General features: G+C 55.5%; 16 protein-coding genes and 1 tRNA gene. 11 read left to right on the top strand and 6 right to left on the bottom strand.

The window, feature by feature from the left end; translation table 11 throughout:
* Positions 1 to 95 precede the first annotated feature (95 nt).
* The 3 genes from IM282_RS13610 to IM282_RS13600 are packed head-to-tail and all read left to right on the top strand — an operon-like array spanning position 96 to position 2,964.
* The gene (locus IM282_RS13610; protein ID WP_048965530.1) at positions 96 to 1,103 is read left to right on the top strand and encodes an ABC transporter substrate-binding protein; all 1,008 of its coding nucleotides are present in this window, start codon (positions 96 to 98) and stop codon (positions 1,101 to 1,103) included.
* A complete protein-coding gene (locus IM282_RS13605) occupies positions 1,100 to 2,131 on the top strand; it encodes an iron ABC transporter permease (RefSeq protein ID WP_038415793.1) in 1,032 nt (343 codons plus the stop codon). The genes IM282_RS13610 and IM282_RS13605 overlap by 4 nt, the downstream gene beginning before the upstream one ends.
* Positions 2,128 to 2,964 (top strand): ABC transporter ATP-binding protein, encoded by an 837-nt coding sequence (locus IM282_RS13600; protein ID WP_226839877.1) that lies wholly within the window; start codon positions 2,128 to 2,130, stop codon positions 2,962 to 2,964. Before IM282_RS13605 ends, IM282_RS13600 begins: the two co-directional genes overlap by 4 nt.
* Here the strand turns inward: IM282_RS13600 and IM282_RS13595 are convergent.
* Together IM282_RS13595 and IM282_RS13590 are read right to left on the bottom strand one after the other, a co-directional pair.
* Positions 2,951 to 3,038 (bottom strand) — tRNA-Ser (locus IM282_RS13595). The two genes, IM282_RS13600 and IM282_RS13595, sit on opposite strands and share 14 nt — an antisense overlap.
* 144 nt (positions 3,039 to 3,182) lie before the next feature.
* Positions 3,183 to 4,811 carry an ABC transporter substrate-binding protein gene (locus IM282_RS13590; protein WP_063152038.1) on the bottom strand — a complete coding sequence of 543 codons (1,629 nt, stop codon included), beginning with the start codon at positions 4,809 to 4,811 and terminating at the stop codon, positions 3,183 to 3,185.
* Positions 4,812 to 5,081: 270 nt separating this feature from the next.
* Between IM282_RS13590 and yccA the strand changes: the two genes are divergently transcribed.
* The gene (yccA, locus tag IM282_RS13585) at positions 5,082 to 5,741 is read left to right on the top strand and encodes an FtsH protease modulator YccA (protein WP_003858127.1); all 660 of its coding nucleotides are present in this window, start codon (positions 5,082 to 5,084) and stop codon (positions 5,739 to 5,741) included.
* A gap of 88 nt (positions 5,742 to 5,829) precedes the next feature.
* Positions 5,830 to 6,159: a sulfurtransferase TusE gene (gene tusE, locus IM282_RS13580; protein WP_003858129.1), complete on the top strand. Its 330-nt coding sequence runs from the start codon at positions 5,830 to 5,832 to the stop codon at positions 6,157 to 6,159.
* Here tusE and yccX read toward each other — a convergent pair.
* The gene (gene yccX / locus IM282_RS13575; RefSeq protein ID WP_003858131.1) at positions 6,156 to 6,437 is read right to left on the bottom strand and encodes an acylphosphatase; all 282 of its coding nucleotides are present in this window, start codon (positions 6,435 to 6,437) and stop codon (positions 6,156 to 6,158) included. The genes tusE and yccX overlap by 4 nt on opposite strands.
* Positions 6,438 to 6,530: 93 nt before the next feature.
* On the opposite strand from yccX, the gene rlmI reads away from it, so the two are divergent.
* The gene (rlmI, locus tag IM282_RS13570) at positions 6,531 to 7,721 is read left to right on the top strand and encodes a 23S rRNA (cytosine(1962)-C(5))-methyltransferase RlmI (protein WP_069596419.1); all 1,191 of its coding nucleotides are present in this window, start codon (positions 6,531 to 6,533) and stop codon (positions 7,719 to 7,721) included.
* A 60-nt stretch (positions 7,722 to 7,781) separates the two neighbouring features.
* Positions 7,782 to 8,099, top strand: a complete 318-nt coding sequence (gene hspQ / locus IM282_RS13565) for a heat shock protein HspQ (RefSeq protein ID WP_003858136.1) — start codon at positions 7,782 to 7,784, stop codon at positions 8,097 to 8,099.
* 32 nt (positions 8,100 to 8,131) lie between these two features.
* Here hspQ and IM282_RS13560 read toward each other — a convergent pair whose 3' ends face one another.
* Positions 8,132 to 8,545 (bottom strand): CoA-binding protein, encoded by a 414-nt coding sequence (locus IM282_RS13560; RefSeq protein ID WP_006809337.1) that lies wholly within the window; start codon positions 8,543 to 8,545, stop codon positions 8,132 to 8,134.
* Between the two features lie 172 nt (positions 8,546 to 8,717).
* Between IM282_RS13560 and IM282_RS13555 the strand changes: the two genes are divergently transcribed.
* On the top strand, positions 8,718 to 9,380 hold the full coding sequence (locus tag IM282_RS13555) for a DUF2057 family protein (protein ID WP_023305822.1): 663 nt from the start codon (positions 8,718 to 8,720) through the stop codon (positions 9,378 to 9,380).
* An 80-nt stretch (positions 9,381 to 9,460) separates the two neighbouring features.
* Positions 9,461 to 9,919 (top strand): methylglyoxal synthase, encoded by a 459-nt coding sequence (gene mgsA, locus IM282_RS13550; RefSeq protein WP_003858146.1) that lies wholly within the window; start codon positions 9,461 to 9,463, stop codon positions 9,917 to 9,919.
* A gap of 53 nt (positions 9,920 to 9,972) precedes the next feature.
* On the opposite strand, the gene helD is transcribed toward mgsA, so the two are convergent.
* Positions 9,973 to 12,027, bottom strand: a complete 2,055-nt coding sequence (gene helD / locus IM282_RS13545; protein ID WP_023299746.1) for a DNA helicase IV — start codon at positions 12,025 to 12,027, stop codon at positions 9,973 to 9,975.
* Positions 12,028 to 12,149: 122 nt separating this feature from the next.
* On the opposite strand from helD, the gene IM282_RS13540 reads away from it, so the two are divergent.
* Entirely contained in the window at positions 12,150 to 12,596 is a 447-nt protein-coding gene (locus tag IM282_RS13540) for a YccF domain-containing protein (protein ID WP_023299745.1), read from the top strand.
* A gap of 18 nt (positions 12,597 to 12,614) precedes the next feature.
* Positions 12,615 to 14,777, top strand: a complete 2,163-nt coding sequence (gene yccS, locus IM282_RS13535; RefSeq protein ID WP_023299744.1) for a YccS family putative transporter — start codon at positions 12,615 to 12,617, stop codon at positions 14,775 to 14,777.
* Here the strand turns inward: yccS and IM282_RS13530 are convergent.
* Positions 14,734 to 15,360 carry a TfoX/Sxy family DNA transformation protein gene (locus IM282_RS13530; RefSeq protein WP_192970483.1) on the bottom strand — a complete coding sequence of 209 codons (627 nt, stop codon included), beginning with the start codon at positions 15,358 to 15,360 and terminating at the stop codon, positions 14,734 to 14,736. The two genes, yccS and IM282_RS13530, sit on opposite strands and share 44 nt — an antisense overlap.
* Positions 15,361 to 15,417 lie beyond the last annotated feature (57 nt).

Raw genomic sequence — 15,417 nt, 5'->3', positions numbered from 1 at the left:
AGCCTTTCGTTTCTGCAACAAGCGACGGTGAGCGTGTTGCTCTCAATCACAATATATGTATTATGTTATAACATAACAATTTGGGATTGTGTTCTATGTTACTTAAAAAAGGGTTATTTCTGGCTTTATTGCTCTCTACGGCGCCTGCCGCTTTCTCAGCAACCTCCTGGCCCCTCACGATTGAAAATTGCGGCGTAAAGCAGACCTTTGCGCAGGCTCCTCAGCGCGTCGTGACCGTGGGACAGCATGAAACAGAATTACTGCTCGCACTCGGGCTGGAGAAAAAGATCGCCGCAACGTCGGTCTGGTTCGGCAAGCTCCCGGATCCGCTGGCAGATGCCGGGAAAAATATCCCTCGGCTTGCAGATAATTCCCCCTCCTTTGAAGCCGTGGTGGGACAGAAACCTGAGCTCGTTCTCGCGCAGTATCACTGGCACATTGGTCCGCAGGGAGAAGTGGGCACCCGTGAGCAGTTTGCCTCGCTGGGGATTAATACGTGGATCTCTCCTGCCGACTGCACGGATAAAGCGGTGACGGAAAAGTCAAACGCAGACGGAGCACGCAGCGCGCCGTTTTCGCTGGCCGAAATCACACGGGAAGTGACAGATCTGGCGACGATATTTGATGTTTCCGCGCGAGGTGAGCAGCTTAATCATACGCTGACGGAACGTATCAAAAAGGCCCAGGCGCGCGTCTCAGCGAAACCGCTTCGCGTCGTATTCTGGTTCTCAAGTAGCCGTCTGAATGGCGATCCCTGGGTGGCGGGGAATTACGGCGCGCCTGGCTGGATCAGCCGCACGCTGGGGTTGAAGAACATTATTGACTCTCATGACGAATGGCCGGCTGTAACCTGGGAACATATTGCCCAGTCGCAGCCGGACGTGATTGTTATCGCCGGGATGTCCCGCAGGCTCTACCCTGCCGATGACGTTGAGGTAAAAAAAGCATTCTTGCGTAATGACCCGGTGACGAAGAACATGCCTGCGGTCAGGAACAACCACATTATTGTGGTGCCGGCGATGTCGTTAAACCCTTCATTACGTAACGTCGATGCGGTTGAGCTTATCAGCGATCGGCTGGCTTCTTTCCAGGATGAACAATGAGTCATTTCGCTTTTGACCGCCGCCAGCAAGGTTTACTGGCAGCAGGCGTCATGGCGCTGCCGCTAATGCTGGTTTTTGCCGCCAGTATCGGTGATATGCCGGTGTCGTATGCCAGTACCGGGAAAGCGATCCTCAACGGACTGGGTTTGACCTCTTATGCGTTGCCACAAACGGAGGAGGGTATCGTCTGGCAATATCGCATGAGCCGGGCAGTGATGGCCGCGTGCAGCGGCGGTGGCCTGGCGCTGTGCGGGCTGGTGTTACAGTCGATCCTGCGTAACCCTCTGGCTGAGCCTTATCTGCTGGGGATTTCCGCGGGCGCCTCGCTGGGGGCCGTCTGCGTGATGCTTCTCGGCATGGGGGGAAGCGTGATTGGCGTGAGCAGCGGTGCGTTTGTCGGCTCCTGCGCCGCCTTTGCGCTCATCATGGTGATTACAAACGGGATGAGTGAAAGCCCGTCGCGCATTTTGCTGGCCGGTATTGCGGGCACCCAGCTCTTCAACGCCATGACCGCGTACGTCGTCAGCACGTCCGCCAATGCCGAGCAGTCCCGTAGCGTCATGTTCTGGCTGATGGGGAGTCTGAGCGGCGTGCGCTGGCCTGACGCGCTGCTGGCGCTGGCCGTTACGCTTGCGGGTTTACTGGTGGTATTGCTCTTTTCCCGGGCGCTGGACACCTTCACCTTCGGGGATGAGGTCTCCACCACGCTGGGGATCCCGGTTACCGCCGTGCGTATAGTCTTATTGCTGACCTGTGCCGTTGTCACCGCCACGTTGGTGAGCGCTACAGGCGCAGTGGGGTTTGTCGGGCTGGTCATTCCCCATGTGACGCGCATGCTATGCGGGCCGGGCCATCGCCGCTCGATCCCGCTGACGTTTCTCATCGGCGCCCACTTTATGATCCTTGCCGATATCGTCTCACGCACGCTGATCGTGCACCAGGTTCTGCCCATCGGGGTGGTGACTGCGCTGGTGGGCGCCCCCGTCTTTGTGGCGTTGCTTTATCAAAACCGAAAGGAGCATCCATGAATATAACAGTGGCCGGGTTAACCGTAACCCGACAGGCGCAGACGGTGCTTAAGGATATCGATCTCGACCTGCCATCCGGGCAGATTGTCGGCCTGTTAGGGCCAAACGGCTCAGGCAAGTCGACGCTGCTGCGCTGCCTCGCCGGGCTGTTTCCACGACACAGCGAACGTGTTGCGCTTAATGGCACAACGCTTGGCTTGATGCCGCTGAAAATACGGGCGCAGCACATGGCGTTTGTCCCGCAACATGCTGAGATCGACGGGGAACTGACCGTTGAGGATATTGTCAGGCTGGGGCGTACGCCCTACCGGAAAACATTCCAGAGAACCACGCGCGACGATGAGGCTGCGGTTGAACAGGCGATTGGCCTGATGCAGTTATGCAGCTTACGCCAGCGGCGATGGCACTCTTTGTCAGGCGGAGAACGACAGCGAAGTCAGATAGCCCGCGCGCTGGCCCAGCAGCCGCAGGTGCTGTTGCTCGATGAACCGACAAACCACCTGGACATTCAGCACCAGCTGGAGCTGATGCGGCTCGTTTCACAGCTGCCGCTTACGGTGGTGGTTGCACTGCACGATCTCAATCTTGCGGCCAATTATTGCCAGCGTCTGATCCTCCTGAAGGCCGGGCAGATCGCAGCCACGGGTGCGCCCGAAGCGGTGCTGACGCCCTCGAACATCGCGGATACCTGGTGCGTAAAAGCTCAGGTCTGTAAGGCCGACGCCGGGATCACGATAAGCTATAACATGGGTAACATGGCGGAGAGCCAGAACAAAAGCAAAAACCCCTGCGATATTGCTATCGCAGGGGTTTTGAATTTGGCGGAAGCGTAGAGATTCGAACTCTAGAACCCTTTCGGGTCGCCGGTTTTCAAGACCGGTGCCTTCAACCGCTCGGCCACGCTTCCTAAGTGAGGCGAACTATAAACACCTCACCGTGCGCTGTAAAGGGTGCGCGCATTCGTTCGCTTTAAAAATAGCCAAAATGCGTTTAATCGGTTGAATAGCCAACAGATTGACCGTTTTACCAGCATAATATCCACCGCGGATCGTTAGTGCTTTTTGATGTACATATCTTTGGTGTAGTAGTAGCCAAGCTTATCCGGCGTGAAGCCCCCTACCCACGGTTTCACCAGGTGCGTGCGCACGTAGTGATAGACAGGGATCGCCGGCACATCGCGCCCCAGCAGATCTTCTGCCTGCTGGTAGAACTTACCGCGCTCCTCCGCCGTTTTCGCCTTCGCCGCATTCACCAGAGCCAGATCGTATTCCGGATTGCTGTACTGAGTGGTGTTTTGGCTGTCACCGGTACGGAAGTTATTCAGGAAGGTTGCGGCGTCATCGTAATCAGCAATCCAGGCGTAGCGCACCGCGTCAAAGTTATGGGTGTGCATGGTATCAAGCATGGTTTTCCACTCCTGGTTTTGCAGCTTCGCCTCTACGCCGAGGTTCTTCTTCCACATCGAGCTGGCGGCAATCGCAATACGCTGGTGCGATTCCGAGGTGTTATAGAGGAGATTAAAGCTGAGCGGATGGCTGTCGTTAAATCCGGCTTCGGCCAGCAGTTTTTTCGCCTCGGCAATGCGTTTATCCATCGGCCAGCTGGCGTAATCAGGGTTCTGTAACTTGACGCCGCCAATATCCGGCTGGCTGATGAGCCATGCCGGGCGTTGCCCCTGCCCTAAAACTTTCCCGGCGATAATATCTTTATCCAGCGCCAGATTCAGCGCCTTACGCACGCGGGCGTCGCTGAACGGCGGCCGGGTGGTGTTGAATTCGTAATAATAGGTGGCAAGCTGCGGCGATACATCCAGCTCGCTCCCCAGCGTTTTCTTCAGCTGAGCAAACTGGTTGATCGGCACCGTGTAGGCGATGTCGATTTCGCCCGCTTTGTAACGGTTGACATCAGCGGCTTCAGAGGAAATGGGCAGATAGGTCACCTTGTTGATGACAGTATGTGCGTTATCCCAGTATTTCGGGTTTCGCACCGCCACAATGCGTTCGTTCACCACCCACTGTGACAGTTTATAGGCCCCGCTGCTGACGAAGTGCTCCGGTTTGGTCCATTTATCACCGAAACGACCTACCAGGACTTTATCTATCGGCACCAGAGACGGGTGAGCCAGCATCGCCAGGAAAGCAGCATTTGGCTGGGTGAGCGTAACTTCCAGCGTGGTGTCATTGATGGCTTTCACGCCCAGCGACTCGGGTGCTTTTTTGCCTTCTGCGATATCAGTGCCGTTGACGATACGCATACTGCCGGGATAGCTGGCATACGGAGAGACGGTTTTCGGGTCGACCAGTCGCTGCCAGCTCCAGACGACATCTTCCGCGGTGATGGGGGTGCCATCGCTCCAGGTTATGCCCGGGCGCAGATGGAAAGTCCAGACGGTGTTATCTTTATTTTCCCATTTCTCCGCCAGGCGCGGCTGGATTTCACCTGCCGGAGAGACGCTGACCAGCCCGTCGAATAAATCGCTGATAATATTGAATTCGACATCGCTTTCGACTTTATGCGGGTCGAGCGAGGCGGGTTCACTGCCGTTGTTCCTGACCAGTTCCTGCTTATCTGCCAGCTGGGTTCCTGCCGGCACGTTAGCCGCCCAGGTTGCCGTGCTGGCGCACAGGACCCCTGCGGTTAACAAAGAGAGCGTAAAGTGCATGCGTGTTTGTGGTTTCATTTCCTTCGCCTTATTGTCTGTTTTTATGACGATCCGGAAATAACTCTTAGCGGCCTTAGGGAAATAACGCAATATTTTTCAGTGACCTATAAGAGGTTGATCTGAATACGCCTTGCATACCGCACTTCATTCTGAGTACAAAGGCTTTACCAGAATAAAAAACCAGCATAATCCCTAAGGGGCTGAGTAAAGATGGGTAAAACCACTTTGCGTCTGCCGCGCCGTTTCCTATTCTTTGCGCTAATTACATCTGTCATAAGAGAGTGACTCATGGATCGTATAATTACTTCTTCACGCGACCGCACATCGCTACTCAGCACCCATAAGGTGCTGCGCAATACCTATTTCATGCTCAGCCTGACGCTGGCGTTTTCGGCGATCACCGCGACGGCCAGCACCGTACTGATGCTGCCTTCTCCGGGCCTGATCCTGACGCTGGTGGGTATGTATGGTCTGATGTTCCTGACCTATAAAACCGCGGATAAACCGGTGGGTATTCTCTCCGCTTTCGCCTTCACCGGCTTCCTGGGCTACATTTTGGGGCCAATCCTGAACGCCTATCTGTCTGCCGGAATGGGCGACGTGATTGGTATGGCGCTGGGCGGTACCGCGCTGGTGTTCTTCTGCTGCTCGGCCTACGTGCTGACCACCCGTAAGGACATGTCCTTCCTCGGCGGTATGCTGATGGCGGGTATCGTGATTGTGCTGGTCGGTATGCTGGCGAACATCTTCCTGCAATTGCCTGCTCTGCATCTGGCAATCAGCGCGGTGTTTATCCTGATTTCATCCGGCGCAATCCTGTATGAAACCAGCAACATCATTCACGGCGGTGAGACGAACTATATCCGCGCCACCGTGAGCCTGTATGTGTCGCTGTACAATATTTTTGTCAGCCTGCTGAGTATCCTGGGCTTCGCCAGCCGCGATTAACTCACCGTGCTGTGAACAAAGCCCCGCTTATGCGGGGCTTTGTTTTTTTGGTAGACTGAGGCGGTTTTTGACTAACGCGTGAATGAATATGTTGAGTTTTGAAGGCAAAGAGATCGAAACCGATAACGACGGTTATCTGAAAGAGAGCAGCCAATGGAGCGAAGCGCTGGCGGAGAAAATTGCGGAAAACGAAGGAATTACCCTCTCCCCGGAACACTGGGAAGTGGTGCGCTTTGTGCGCGAATTCTACCTCGAATTCAACACCTCTCCGGCTATCCGCATGCTGGTCAAAGCCATGGCGAATAAATTTGGCGAAGAGAAAGGCAACAGCCGTTATCTGTATCGCCTGTTTCCGAAAGGCCCGGCTAAACAGGCGACAAAAATTGCCGGCCTGCCAAAGCCGGTAAAATGCATTTAATAGCGAATACTGAAGTCAGCGTATTCCCGGCCGGGTTGATGCGGTTCCGTTAGCACCTTATCAACCCGCGCGCTGCGCGGTCCGCCCGCTTTCAGCCACGCCACCAGCTTCTCTACCCGATCCGCCTCACCGCAGGCCACAACCTCCACGCTGCCATCATCCATGTTACGCGCATACCCCGTCAGTCCGAGCTGAAGGGCTTCGCGCTGGGTGCTGTAGCGGAATCCGACGCCCTGTACAAGGCCATGGACCCAGGCAATGGTGCATACATTTGACATCATCCTTCTCCTTATCCGACTGGCGCGTTGCATTTCCTCGCTGAAGTCGGGAAAATGGCGGCCATTTCATTGGAATCGACAGAATAGCAAATTATGAGTGTACGTTTAGTGTTAGCCAAAGGGCGCGAGAAGTCATTACTGCGCCGCCATCCCTGGGTCTTTTCCGGCGCGGTTGCCCGCATGGAAGGTAAAGCCAGCCTCGGTGAAACCATCGATATTGTTGACCATCAGGGGAAATGGTTAGCACGCGGCGCATACTCGCCTGCATCTCAGATCCGCGCGCGCGTCTGGACGTTCGATAAAGAAGAAGCCATCGATATCGACTTCTTTGTCCGTCGTCTGCAACAGGCGCAGCAGTGGCGCGAGTGGCTGGCAAAGCGTGACGGGCTGGACAGCTATCGTCTGATTGCCGGTGAATCCGACGGGCTGCCGGGCGTGACCATTGACCGCTTCGGCAATTTCCTGGTGTTGCAGCTGCTGAGCGCCGGGGCGGAATACCAGCGTGCCGCGCTGATTAGCGCCCTGCAAACCCTGTTCCCGGAATGTGCCATTTACGACCGCAGCGACGTGGCGGTACGTAAAAAAGAGGGCATGGAGCTGACGCAGGGCCCGGTCACCGGCGAACTGCCGCCTGCCCTGCTGCCTATCGAGGAGCACGGCATGAAGCTGCTGGTGGACATCCAGGGCGGCCATAAGACCGGTTATTATCTCGACCAGCGTGACAGCCGTCTGGCAACGCGCCAGTACGTTGCCGATAAGCGCGTGCTGAACTGCTTCTCCTATACCGGTGGCTTTGCGGTCTCTGCCCTGATGGGCGGCTGTGCCCAGGTTGTGAGCGTCGACACCTCACAGGAAGCGCTGGATGTGGCGAAACAGAACGTTGAGCTGAACAAGCTGGATCTGAGCAAAGCGGGGTTTGTGCGCGACGACGTGTTCAAACTGCTGCGTAAATACCGCGACCAGGGCGAGAAATTTGACGTCATCGTGATGGACCCGCCGAAGTTTGTAGAAAATAAAAGCCAGCTGATGGGCGCCTGCCGTGGCTATAAAGACATCAACATGCTGGCGATCCAGCTGCTGAACCCGGGTGGCGTTCTGCTGACGTTCTCCTGCTCTGGCCTGATGACGACAGATTTATTCCAAAAAATCATCGCCGATGCCGCAATAGATGCGGGTCGTGATGTACAATTTATAGAGCAGTTCCGTCAGGCCGCCGATCACCCGGTGATCGCTACCTACCCGGAAGGGCTGTATCTGAAAGGGTTTGCCTGTCGCGTCATGTAACTTGAAAAGAGAAATATTGCCCGCACATAGTGTGTATGTAATGTTTCCCGGGAGGTGACTATGATTGCCAGCAAATTCGGTATCGGCCAGCAGGTCCGCCACACCTTGCTTGGATATTTGGGTGTGGTCGTGGATATCGACCCGGAGTATTCCCTTGATGAACCGTCAGCAGACGATCTGGCCGTTGACGCAGAGCTTCGCGCCGCGCCCTGGTATCATGTGGTTATGGAGGGCGACGATGGTCAGCCTGTCCATACCTATCTTGCCGAAGCGCAGCTGAGTGGTGAACTACAGGATGAGCATCCGGAACAACCCACTATGGACGAGCTTGCTCAGACCATCCGCAAACAGTTACAGGCGCCAAGACTGCGTAACTAAAGGTGTAAAAAAGCCCGTAAAACGGGCTTTTTTTATTTTGCCAGCCCCAGACGGGGAATATCGATTGCCGGACAGCGATCCATCACCACCTTCAGCCCGGCATCACGCGCCAGCACGGCCGCCTGCTCATTAATCACGCCCAGCTGCATCCACAGCGTTTTCGCGCCGATGGCAATCGCCTCCTGCGCCACGCCCCAGGCTGCCTCTGAATTACGAAAAACGTCCACCATATCCACCTTTTCCGGCACGTCCGCGAGCGTCGCATAGCCCTGCTGACCCAGCAGCGTTTTGCCCGCCACCTTCGGCGAGACCGGGATCACGTGATATCCCTGGTCCAGAAGGTATTTCATGACCCGATAGCTTGGGCGATCCGGTTTATCGCTCGCGCCGACCAGCGCGATAGTGCGCGTGGACGTCAGAATCTCGACAATGTCGTTCTCTTTCATGCTGTTCCTCCTGGTTTTTTTTCAAAGTGTACGTCAAAGCAGACATCTCAACCACGCATCCCATACAGAAGTATGAGGGCAAAACGGCAGAATATGTCTATATGTTAGTAAACGTGTTTATCGAAAAATTTTGATACATTCTTACCAGGTAGTTTGTCTACAGGAGTCTGCTATGAAAACCGGCATTGCCTGGGCTGTGGTTGCGTTAATCATGCCGGTTTGTGTTTTCGCAACCACCCTCAGACTCTCAACCGACATTGACCTGCTGGTGCTGGACGGGAAAAAAGTCTCCAGCTCCCTGCTGCGGGGCGCAGACAGCATCGAGCTGGATAATGGCCCGCATCAGGTGGTTTTTCGGGTTGAAAAGACGATTCGCCTCGCCGACAACGAACAGCAGGTGTACATTTCGCCTCCGCTGGTGGTCAGCTTTAATACCCAACGCATCAGCCAGGTCAATTTTCGTCTCCCGCACCTTGAAACAGAAAAAGAGTCACTGGCATTTGATGCCTCACCGCGCATTGAGCTGGTGGACGGGGATTCTATGCCCATCCCGGTAAAGCTGGATATCCTGGCGCTGACAAAAAGGCCAAAAGGAACAGATTACGAAGCGGACACGGAGATCTATAACAGAGCCAGCAGGCGCGCCTCCCTGCCCCAGTTCGCCACTATGATGGCGGATGACAGTACCCTGCTTTCGGGCGTATCGGAGCTGGATGTACTCCCTCCTCAGTCGCAGACCCTTACTGAGCAACGCCTCAAATTCTGGTTCCAGAATGCCGATCCGGACACGCGCGCCCGTTTTCTGCAATGGGCGAAACGACAACCTTCGTCGTAAGCCACATTTTTTCGTCCTTTCTCTTGCAGCATCAGTCAGTTCCCGTCATCGTGTAGCGAGGTAACCTCACGGATAAGATTATGGAACTGACAACACGCACACTTCCGGCGCGCAAGCACATTGCTCTGGTTGCGCACGATCACTGTAAACAAATGCTGCTTAACTGGGTTCGTCGCCATCAGCCTCTTTTACAGCATCATGCCCTTTCTGCCACGGGAACAACCGGCAACCTGATCCACCGCGAAACCGGTCTGGAAGTGAATGCCATGCTGAGCGGCCCGATGGGGGGTGACCAGCAGGTCGGCGCTCAGATTTCGGAAGGTAAAATTGACGTTCTGATTTTCTTCTGGGATCCGCTGAACGCGGTTCCGCATGATCCGGACGTTAAAGCGCTGCTGCGTCTGGCGACGGTATGGAACATTCCGGTAGCCACCAATCTTTCAACGGCAGATTTCATCATTGAATCGCCGCAGTTTAACGATCCGGTGGAGATTTTGATCCCGGATTATCAGCGTTATCTTGCGGAGAGACTGAAGTAGTTTTTTGCCCGGTGGCGCTGCGCTTACCGGGCCTACAGAATTTGCCCGGCGCGTTACGGCTTTCTCGCCACCGGCACGTCAATACTTTTCAAAATATCGACAAACACCGACGGCTCCTCTTTGTTGAACAAGAGCCACACGCGATGCCGCGCGCGGGTTATCGCCACGTACAGTAAGCGCCGCTCCTCTGCATCCGGGAAATCTTCCGGAACAGGCAATAACGCCTCTTCCATCACGGATTCCCGCGCCGGTGCCGGGAAACCGTCGCTCCCCTCTTTCAGCCCCACCACAATTACGTAGTCGGCCTGCTGCCCTTTACTGGCGTGAATGGTCATAAAATCGAGCTGTAGTTTTGGCCAGCGCGTCGCCGCTTTTTCCAGCGCCGTCGGCTTGAGGTGGTGATAACGCGCCAGGACCAGAATCCGTTCATCCGGTTTCGCATAGCCGCTCAGTTTATCCAGCAGCGGTTCCAGCTGATCGTCCGCCAGCAGCGTGACGGCCTTTTTATCCCCCGACGTCAGGCTGTTAAGCGGCTTCGACAGCTGATGCGGGTTCTGCTGAATAAAACGGTTGGCAATTTCACCAATCCGCGAGTTGAAGCGGTAGGTGGTGTCCAGATCGCTGCGATCGCCTTCCCCAAAATAGTGATGGAAGGCCGTCGTGAGGGAAAGTTGCGCCCCGCTGAAGCGGTAGATAGCCTGCCAGTCATCGCCCACGGCAAACAGCGACGTATGTTTATTCTGCGCCCGCAGCGCCGAAAGCAGCGCAGCGCGCTGCGGCGAGATATCCTGAAACTCATCCACCAGAATGTGTTTCCACGGACTGACGAAGCGCCCTTTCTCCAGAATGATAATGGCCTGATGGATTAGCCCGGAAAAATCGACCGCGTTTTCGTCTTTCAGCGCGGTTTTCCACGCTTTCAGCATCGGCGCCATCAGTTTAACCCGCTTAGAAAACACGGCGCGGATCGACTCCGGTGCGCTTTCTATCATCTCCGCCTGAGAGCCGCCGTGCATGCGCATCAGGCTTACCCACCGGTCGAGACGAGAGCCCAGCCGGCGCGCCAGCTTTTCATCCTGCCAGAAACTGCCCTCCGGCACCTCCCAGTTGAGTTCCTCTTCAAGCCACTGACGCCAACCTTTCGCCTGCGCCTTTTTTTCACTGCACTGCTGACGCCATGCCTTGATAAACAGCGCCTGGCGAGCCTGAGCATCATTCTCCAGCTTGCTGACAACAGGGACTTTTTTGCTGCCCTGTTGAATAATGTGTAAAGCGAGGGAGTGGAACGTGCGCGCCGAGATATCCTGGGTATGCAAACGCGCCTGAATGCGCTCATCCATCTCCTGCGCCGCCTTGCGACCAAAAGCCAGCAGCAAAATCTGGTCGGCAACTGCCTCGCCCGTTGTCAGAAGCCAGCCCGCGCGCGCCACCAGCACCGACGTTTTGCCGCTCCCTGCGCCTGCCAGCACCAGTAAAGAGTGCTCGCCATTCACCACTGCGCGCGCCTGGGCAGGATTGAGAGGCGATGATTCCACCGTACTGAAGAAATCGGCATATTGCGTAAGCATCGCCTCAGTCCAGGCCTGGTTATGCGCCAGACGGCTTTTCTCGATATCGCTGAGCCAGGCCTGACACTTCCGCCACGCATCGCGACAGTTATCAAATTCCTCAAGCCGCGCCACCGGTAAAGGCAATGCCGTCAGCGCCTGGGTGATTTTTTGCTGAAGCCCGGCGGTTTGCTGGCGCGTCAGCCACTTCTGCTGCGTATTGCTTAGCGCGATATCGTCCAGCACCTGATGCAGCACCTGTGCGGCAATCACGCTCATCTCCTGGCTCCACTGGTGCCAGCGCATGTTCAGATGATGGTGGAAGCGTTGGGTTTCCGCCCACTCGGTCCCGTGGAGTCGCACCACTTTCTCTGCCGGCAGAACGAACTCCAGCTCCCCCCATACCAGCCCTCGTTTACAGTGAATGGCCAGTAGCTGATTAAACGGAATAAGGTATTCGTGGCGTTCACCGGAGACTTTCACTCCCGCATTAAGAAGCACAACCTTGTCGTAAGGGTGCTGCGCCAGGCGTTTGCCCATTGAAGTTGCTTTCAGTTCCATATCCTGCCGGATCCACGAGGTCATAATTTGTCAGACAGTTTAACTGCCAGTTTTAAGGTGCTCCAGCCCAAAAAAACGTTACAATCACCGGGCGTTAATCATATCGAAGGAAATGAGGGTTTATGCGTACCGTTCTGAATGTGTTGAATTTTGTCCTTGGCGGTTTTGCCACCACCCTTTCCTGGCTTTTTGCCACCCTGGTGAGCATCGTGCTTATCTTCACCCTTCCGCTGACGCGCTCCTGCTGGGAAATCACCAAACTGTCCCTCGTTCCTTATGGAAATGAAGCGATACACGTGGATGAACTGGAGCCGGAAAGAAAAAATGCCCTGATGAATACCGGCGGCACGCTGCTGAATATTTTATGGCTAATCTTCTTTGGCTGGTGGCTGTGTCTGATGCATATCTTCGCCGGTATCGCCCAGTGCATTACGATTATTGGCATTCCGGTTGGCCTCGCTAATTTCAAAATTGCCACCATCGCCCTGTGGCCGGTAGGACGCCGAGTTGTTCCGGTCGAAGTGGCGCAAGCCGCGCGTGAAGCCAATGCCCGTCGTCGTTTTCAGTAATAAGGACTGGCCGCTCTCATGCTAAGCCCCCTGCTTCGTCGCTATACATGGAACAGTAACTGGCTGTATAACGTCAGGATATTTATCGCCCTCTGCGGCACCGTCGCTCTGCCGTGGTGGCTGAATGATGTGAAGCTCACCATCCCCCTCACGCTTGGGGTGGTGGCCGGCGCGCTGGCGGATCTCGACGACCGCCTGGCCGGTCGTTTGCGTAATCTGGTCATCACGCTGGTCTGCTTCTTTATTGCTTCCGCCTCCGTTGAGCTGCTTTTCCCGTGGCCCTGGCTGTTTGCCTTAGGGCTGACGGTGTCCACCAGCGGCTTCATTTTGCTCGGCGGCCTCGGGCAACGCTACGCCACTATCGCGTTTGGCGCCCTGCTGATTGCCATTTACACCATGCTGGGCGTCTCTCTTTACGATCAGTGGTATCAGCAACCGGTCCTGCTGCTATTGGGCGCTATCTGGTATAACCTGCTGACCTTAACCGGGCATCTTATTTTTCCGGTTCGTGCCTTACAGGACAACATTGCCCGCAGTTACGAACAGCTGGCCCACTATCTGGAGCTGAAATCCCGGCTGTTTGATCCGGATATCGAAGAGGACAGCCAGGCGCCCCTGTACGATCTGGCGCTGGCAAATGGCCAACTGGTCGCCACGCTGAATCAGACCAAAGCGTCTCTGCTCACCCGTCTGCGCGGCGATCGCGGTCAGCGCGGTACCCGGCGCACCCTGCACTACTACTTTGTTGCCCAGGATATTCACGAGCGCGCCAGCTCCTCGCATGTACAGTACGCTGATCTGCGCGAGAAATTCCGCTACAGCGACGTGATGTTCCGTTTCCAGCGTCTGCTGTCGATGCAGTCTCAGGCCTGCCAGCAACTTGCGCGCTCAATACTGCTGCGCACGCCCTATCAGCACGATCCTCGCTTTGAACGCGCATTCAGCCACCTGGATGCGGCGCTCGATCGCGTTCAGGCCAGTGGAACTTCGCCGGAACAGTTCAAAGCCCTGGGATTCCTGCTCAACAACCTGAGAGCCATCGATGCTCAGCTCGCCACCATTGAGTCTGAACAGGCGATGGCGATGCCGGGCAATGACGCTGACAACCAGCTTGCCGACGACAGTCTCAACGGTTTCAGCGATATATGGCTACGCCTGAGCCGTCATTTTACGCCGGAATCCGCCCTCTTTCGCCATGCGGTAAGGATGTCGTTGGTACTGTGCGTCGGCTACGCGTTTATCCAGATAACAGGATTGCACCACGGCTACTGGATCCTGCTGACCAGCCTGTTTGTCTGCCAGCCGAACTATAACGCTACCCGCCATCGGCTCGCGCTGCGTATTGTCGGGACATTAGTCGGGGTCGCCATCGGACTGCCGGTGCTCTATTTTGTGCCTTCAGTAGAAGGGCAACTGATCCTGATTGTGATTACCGGGGTACTGTTCTTCGCCTTCCGCAATGTGCAGTATGCCCACGCCACGATGTTCATCACGCTGCTGGTTCTGCTCTGCTTCAATCTGCTGGGTGAAGGCTTTGAAGTGGCCCTCCCCCGTGTGATCGACACGCTTATCGGCTGCGCCATCGCCTGGGCGGCGGTGAGCTTTATCTGGCCGGACTGGCGTTTCCGAAATTTACCGCGCGTGTCCGACAGAGCAATGAACGCCAACTGCCGCTATCTGGACGCTATTCTTGAGCAGTACCATCAAGGTCGCGATAACCGTCTGGCCTATCGGATTGCCCGTCGCGATGCGCATAACACTGACGCAGAGCTGGCTTCCGTTGTCTCGAATATGTCAACTGAGCCGCGCGCCACGGCAGAAATCCGGGAGACAGCCTTCCGCCTGCTGTGTCTGAACCACACGTTCACCAGCTATATCTCTACCCTTGGCGCCCACCGAGAGAAACTGACGAATCCGGGCATCCTGGCACTACTGGACGATGCCGTTTGCTACGTTGATGATGCGCTTCATCATCAACCTGCGGATGAGCCACGGGTTCACCAGGCACTGGATGAACTGGTGCAACGTATCGCACACCTTGATCCAGGCACCGACAACAAAGCTCCGCTGGTCCTTCAGCAAATTGGCCTGCTTATCGCTTTGCTGCCGGAAATTTGTCGGCTGCGACAGCAGATCGCTACCTGGCGGAATGATGGCCCTGCGACTCAGGCAGCGCATTAAACCACTCCGTAAGCTCCCGGCGAATATCCGCCGGGAGTGCCGCTTCATGTAATCCTTCAATCGCGCCTTCAAGCGCAAACAATACCCGGATACTCAGCGCTTTATTCTTAGAGCGCATTTTCAGCCAGCTCGTCTTCGCCCCCAACTGTCGTAGCGTCTCTTCATTAGTAATGCCCGCCTCCATAAGCAGGACCTCAATCTGAAAGGTCAGGTTCGGCAGATCTTTAAGCCGGTTACGCTGATGGCGCTGGTAGCGCTCTTTCCTGGCGGCATCGAGCGCAAACGAGGAGAGCTGAAGCAGTTTTTCCCTGTTTTGCCACAGACCTTCATCCACACGGTAGTAATTAAGCAGCACAGGACGTCCTCGTTTCATCAGGGTCAGAAAAGAGGACGCGTTTTTTACACAGTATTTTGCACTTTTCTCACAGGCGCGAAGGTAAAGCTCACCGTCAGACACCATCGCGAACACCGCTTCATCCACGGCCAGGGTATAACCGCCAAACAGGGCGCGATGATGAATTTCGCCCAGCGGAGAGAGGTATTCTTGAGATTGATAAATCCGATCATAAGATATCTTTTTCATGATAATTCCATTAAAAATCATACAGTAACCACGATATTTCTTACTAACGGATCCGTT

Source organism: Enterobacter cloacae complex sp. P29RS, from assembly GCF_014893445.1.
GTDB classification, from domain to species: Bacteria; Pseudomonadota; Gammaproteobacteria; order Enterobacterales; family Enterobacteriaceae; genus Enterobacter; species Enterobacter intestinihominis.
This window is presented reverse-complemented; position numbering and strand designations above follow the sequence as displayed.

Excerpts from the sequence above, each read along its gene's own strand:
- IM282_RS13610 (WP_048965530.1), top strand. The coding sequence starts at position 96 with ATGTTACTTAAAAAAGGGTTATTTCTGGCTTTATTGCTCTCTACGGCG.
- IM282_RS13605 (WP_038415793.1), top strand. The coding sequence starts at position 1,100 with ATGAGTCATTTCGCTTTTGACCGCCGCCAGCAAGGTTTACTGGCAGCA.
- IM282_RS13600 (WP_226839877.1), top strand. The coding sequence starts at position 2,128 with ATGAATATAACAGTGGCCGGGTTAACCGTAACCCGACAGGCGCAGACG.
- IM282_RS13590 (WP_063152038.1), bottom strand. The coding sequence starts at position 4,811 with ATGAAACCACAAACACGCATGCACTTTACGCTCTCTTTGTTAACCGCA.
- yccA (WP_003858127.1), top strand. The coding sequence starts at position 5,082 with ATGGATCGTATAATTACTTCTTCACGCGACCGCACATCGCTACTCAGC.
- tusE (WP_003858129.1), top strand. The coding sequence starts at position 5,830 with ATGTTGAGTTTTGAAGGCAAAGAGATCGAAACCGATAACGACGGTTAT.
- yccX (WP_003858131.1), bottom strand. The coding sequence starts at position 6,437 with ATGTCAAATGTATGCACCATTGCCTGGGTCCATGGCCTTGTACAGGGC.
- rlmI (WP_069596419.1), top strand. The coding sequence starts at position 6,531 with ATGAGTGTACGTTTAGTGTTAGCCAAAGGGCGCGAGAAGTCATTACTG.
- hspQ (WP_003858136.1), top strand. The coding sequence starts at position 7,782 with ATGATTGCCAGCAAATTCGGTATCGGCCAGCAGGTCCGCCACACCTTG.
- IM282_RS13560 (WP_006809337.1), bottom strand. The coding sequence starts at position 8,545 with ATGAAAGAGAACGACATTGTCGAGATTCTGACGTCCACGCGCACTATC.
- IM282_RS13555 (WP_023305822.1), top strand. The coding sequence starts at position 8,718 with ATGAAAACCGGCATTGCCTGGGCTGTGGTTGCGTTAATCATGCCGGTT.
- mgsA (WP_003858146.1), top strand. The coding sequence starts at position 9,461 with ATGGAACTGACAACACGCACACTTCCGGCGCGCAAGCACATTGCTCTG.
- helD (WP_023299746.1), bottom strand. The coding sequence starts at position 12,027 with ATGGAACTGAAAGCAACTTCAATGGGCAAACGCCTGGCGCAGCACCCT.
- IM282_RS13540 (WP_023299745.1), top strand. The coding sequence starts at position 12,150 with ATGCGTACCGTTCTGAATGTGTTGAATTTTGTCCTTGGCGGTTTTGCC.
- yccS (WP_023299744.1), top strand. The coding sequence starts at position 12,615 with ATGCTAAGCCCCCTGCTTCGTCGCTATACATGGAACAGTAACTGGCTG.
- IM282_RS13530 (WP_192970483.1), bottom strand. The coding sequence starts at position 15,360 with ATGAAAAAGATATCTTATGATCGGATTTATCAATCTCAAGAATACCTC.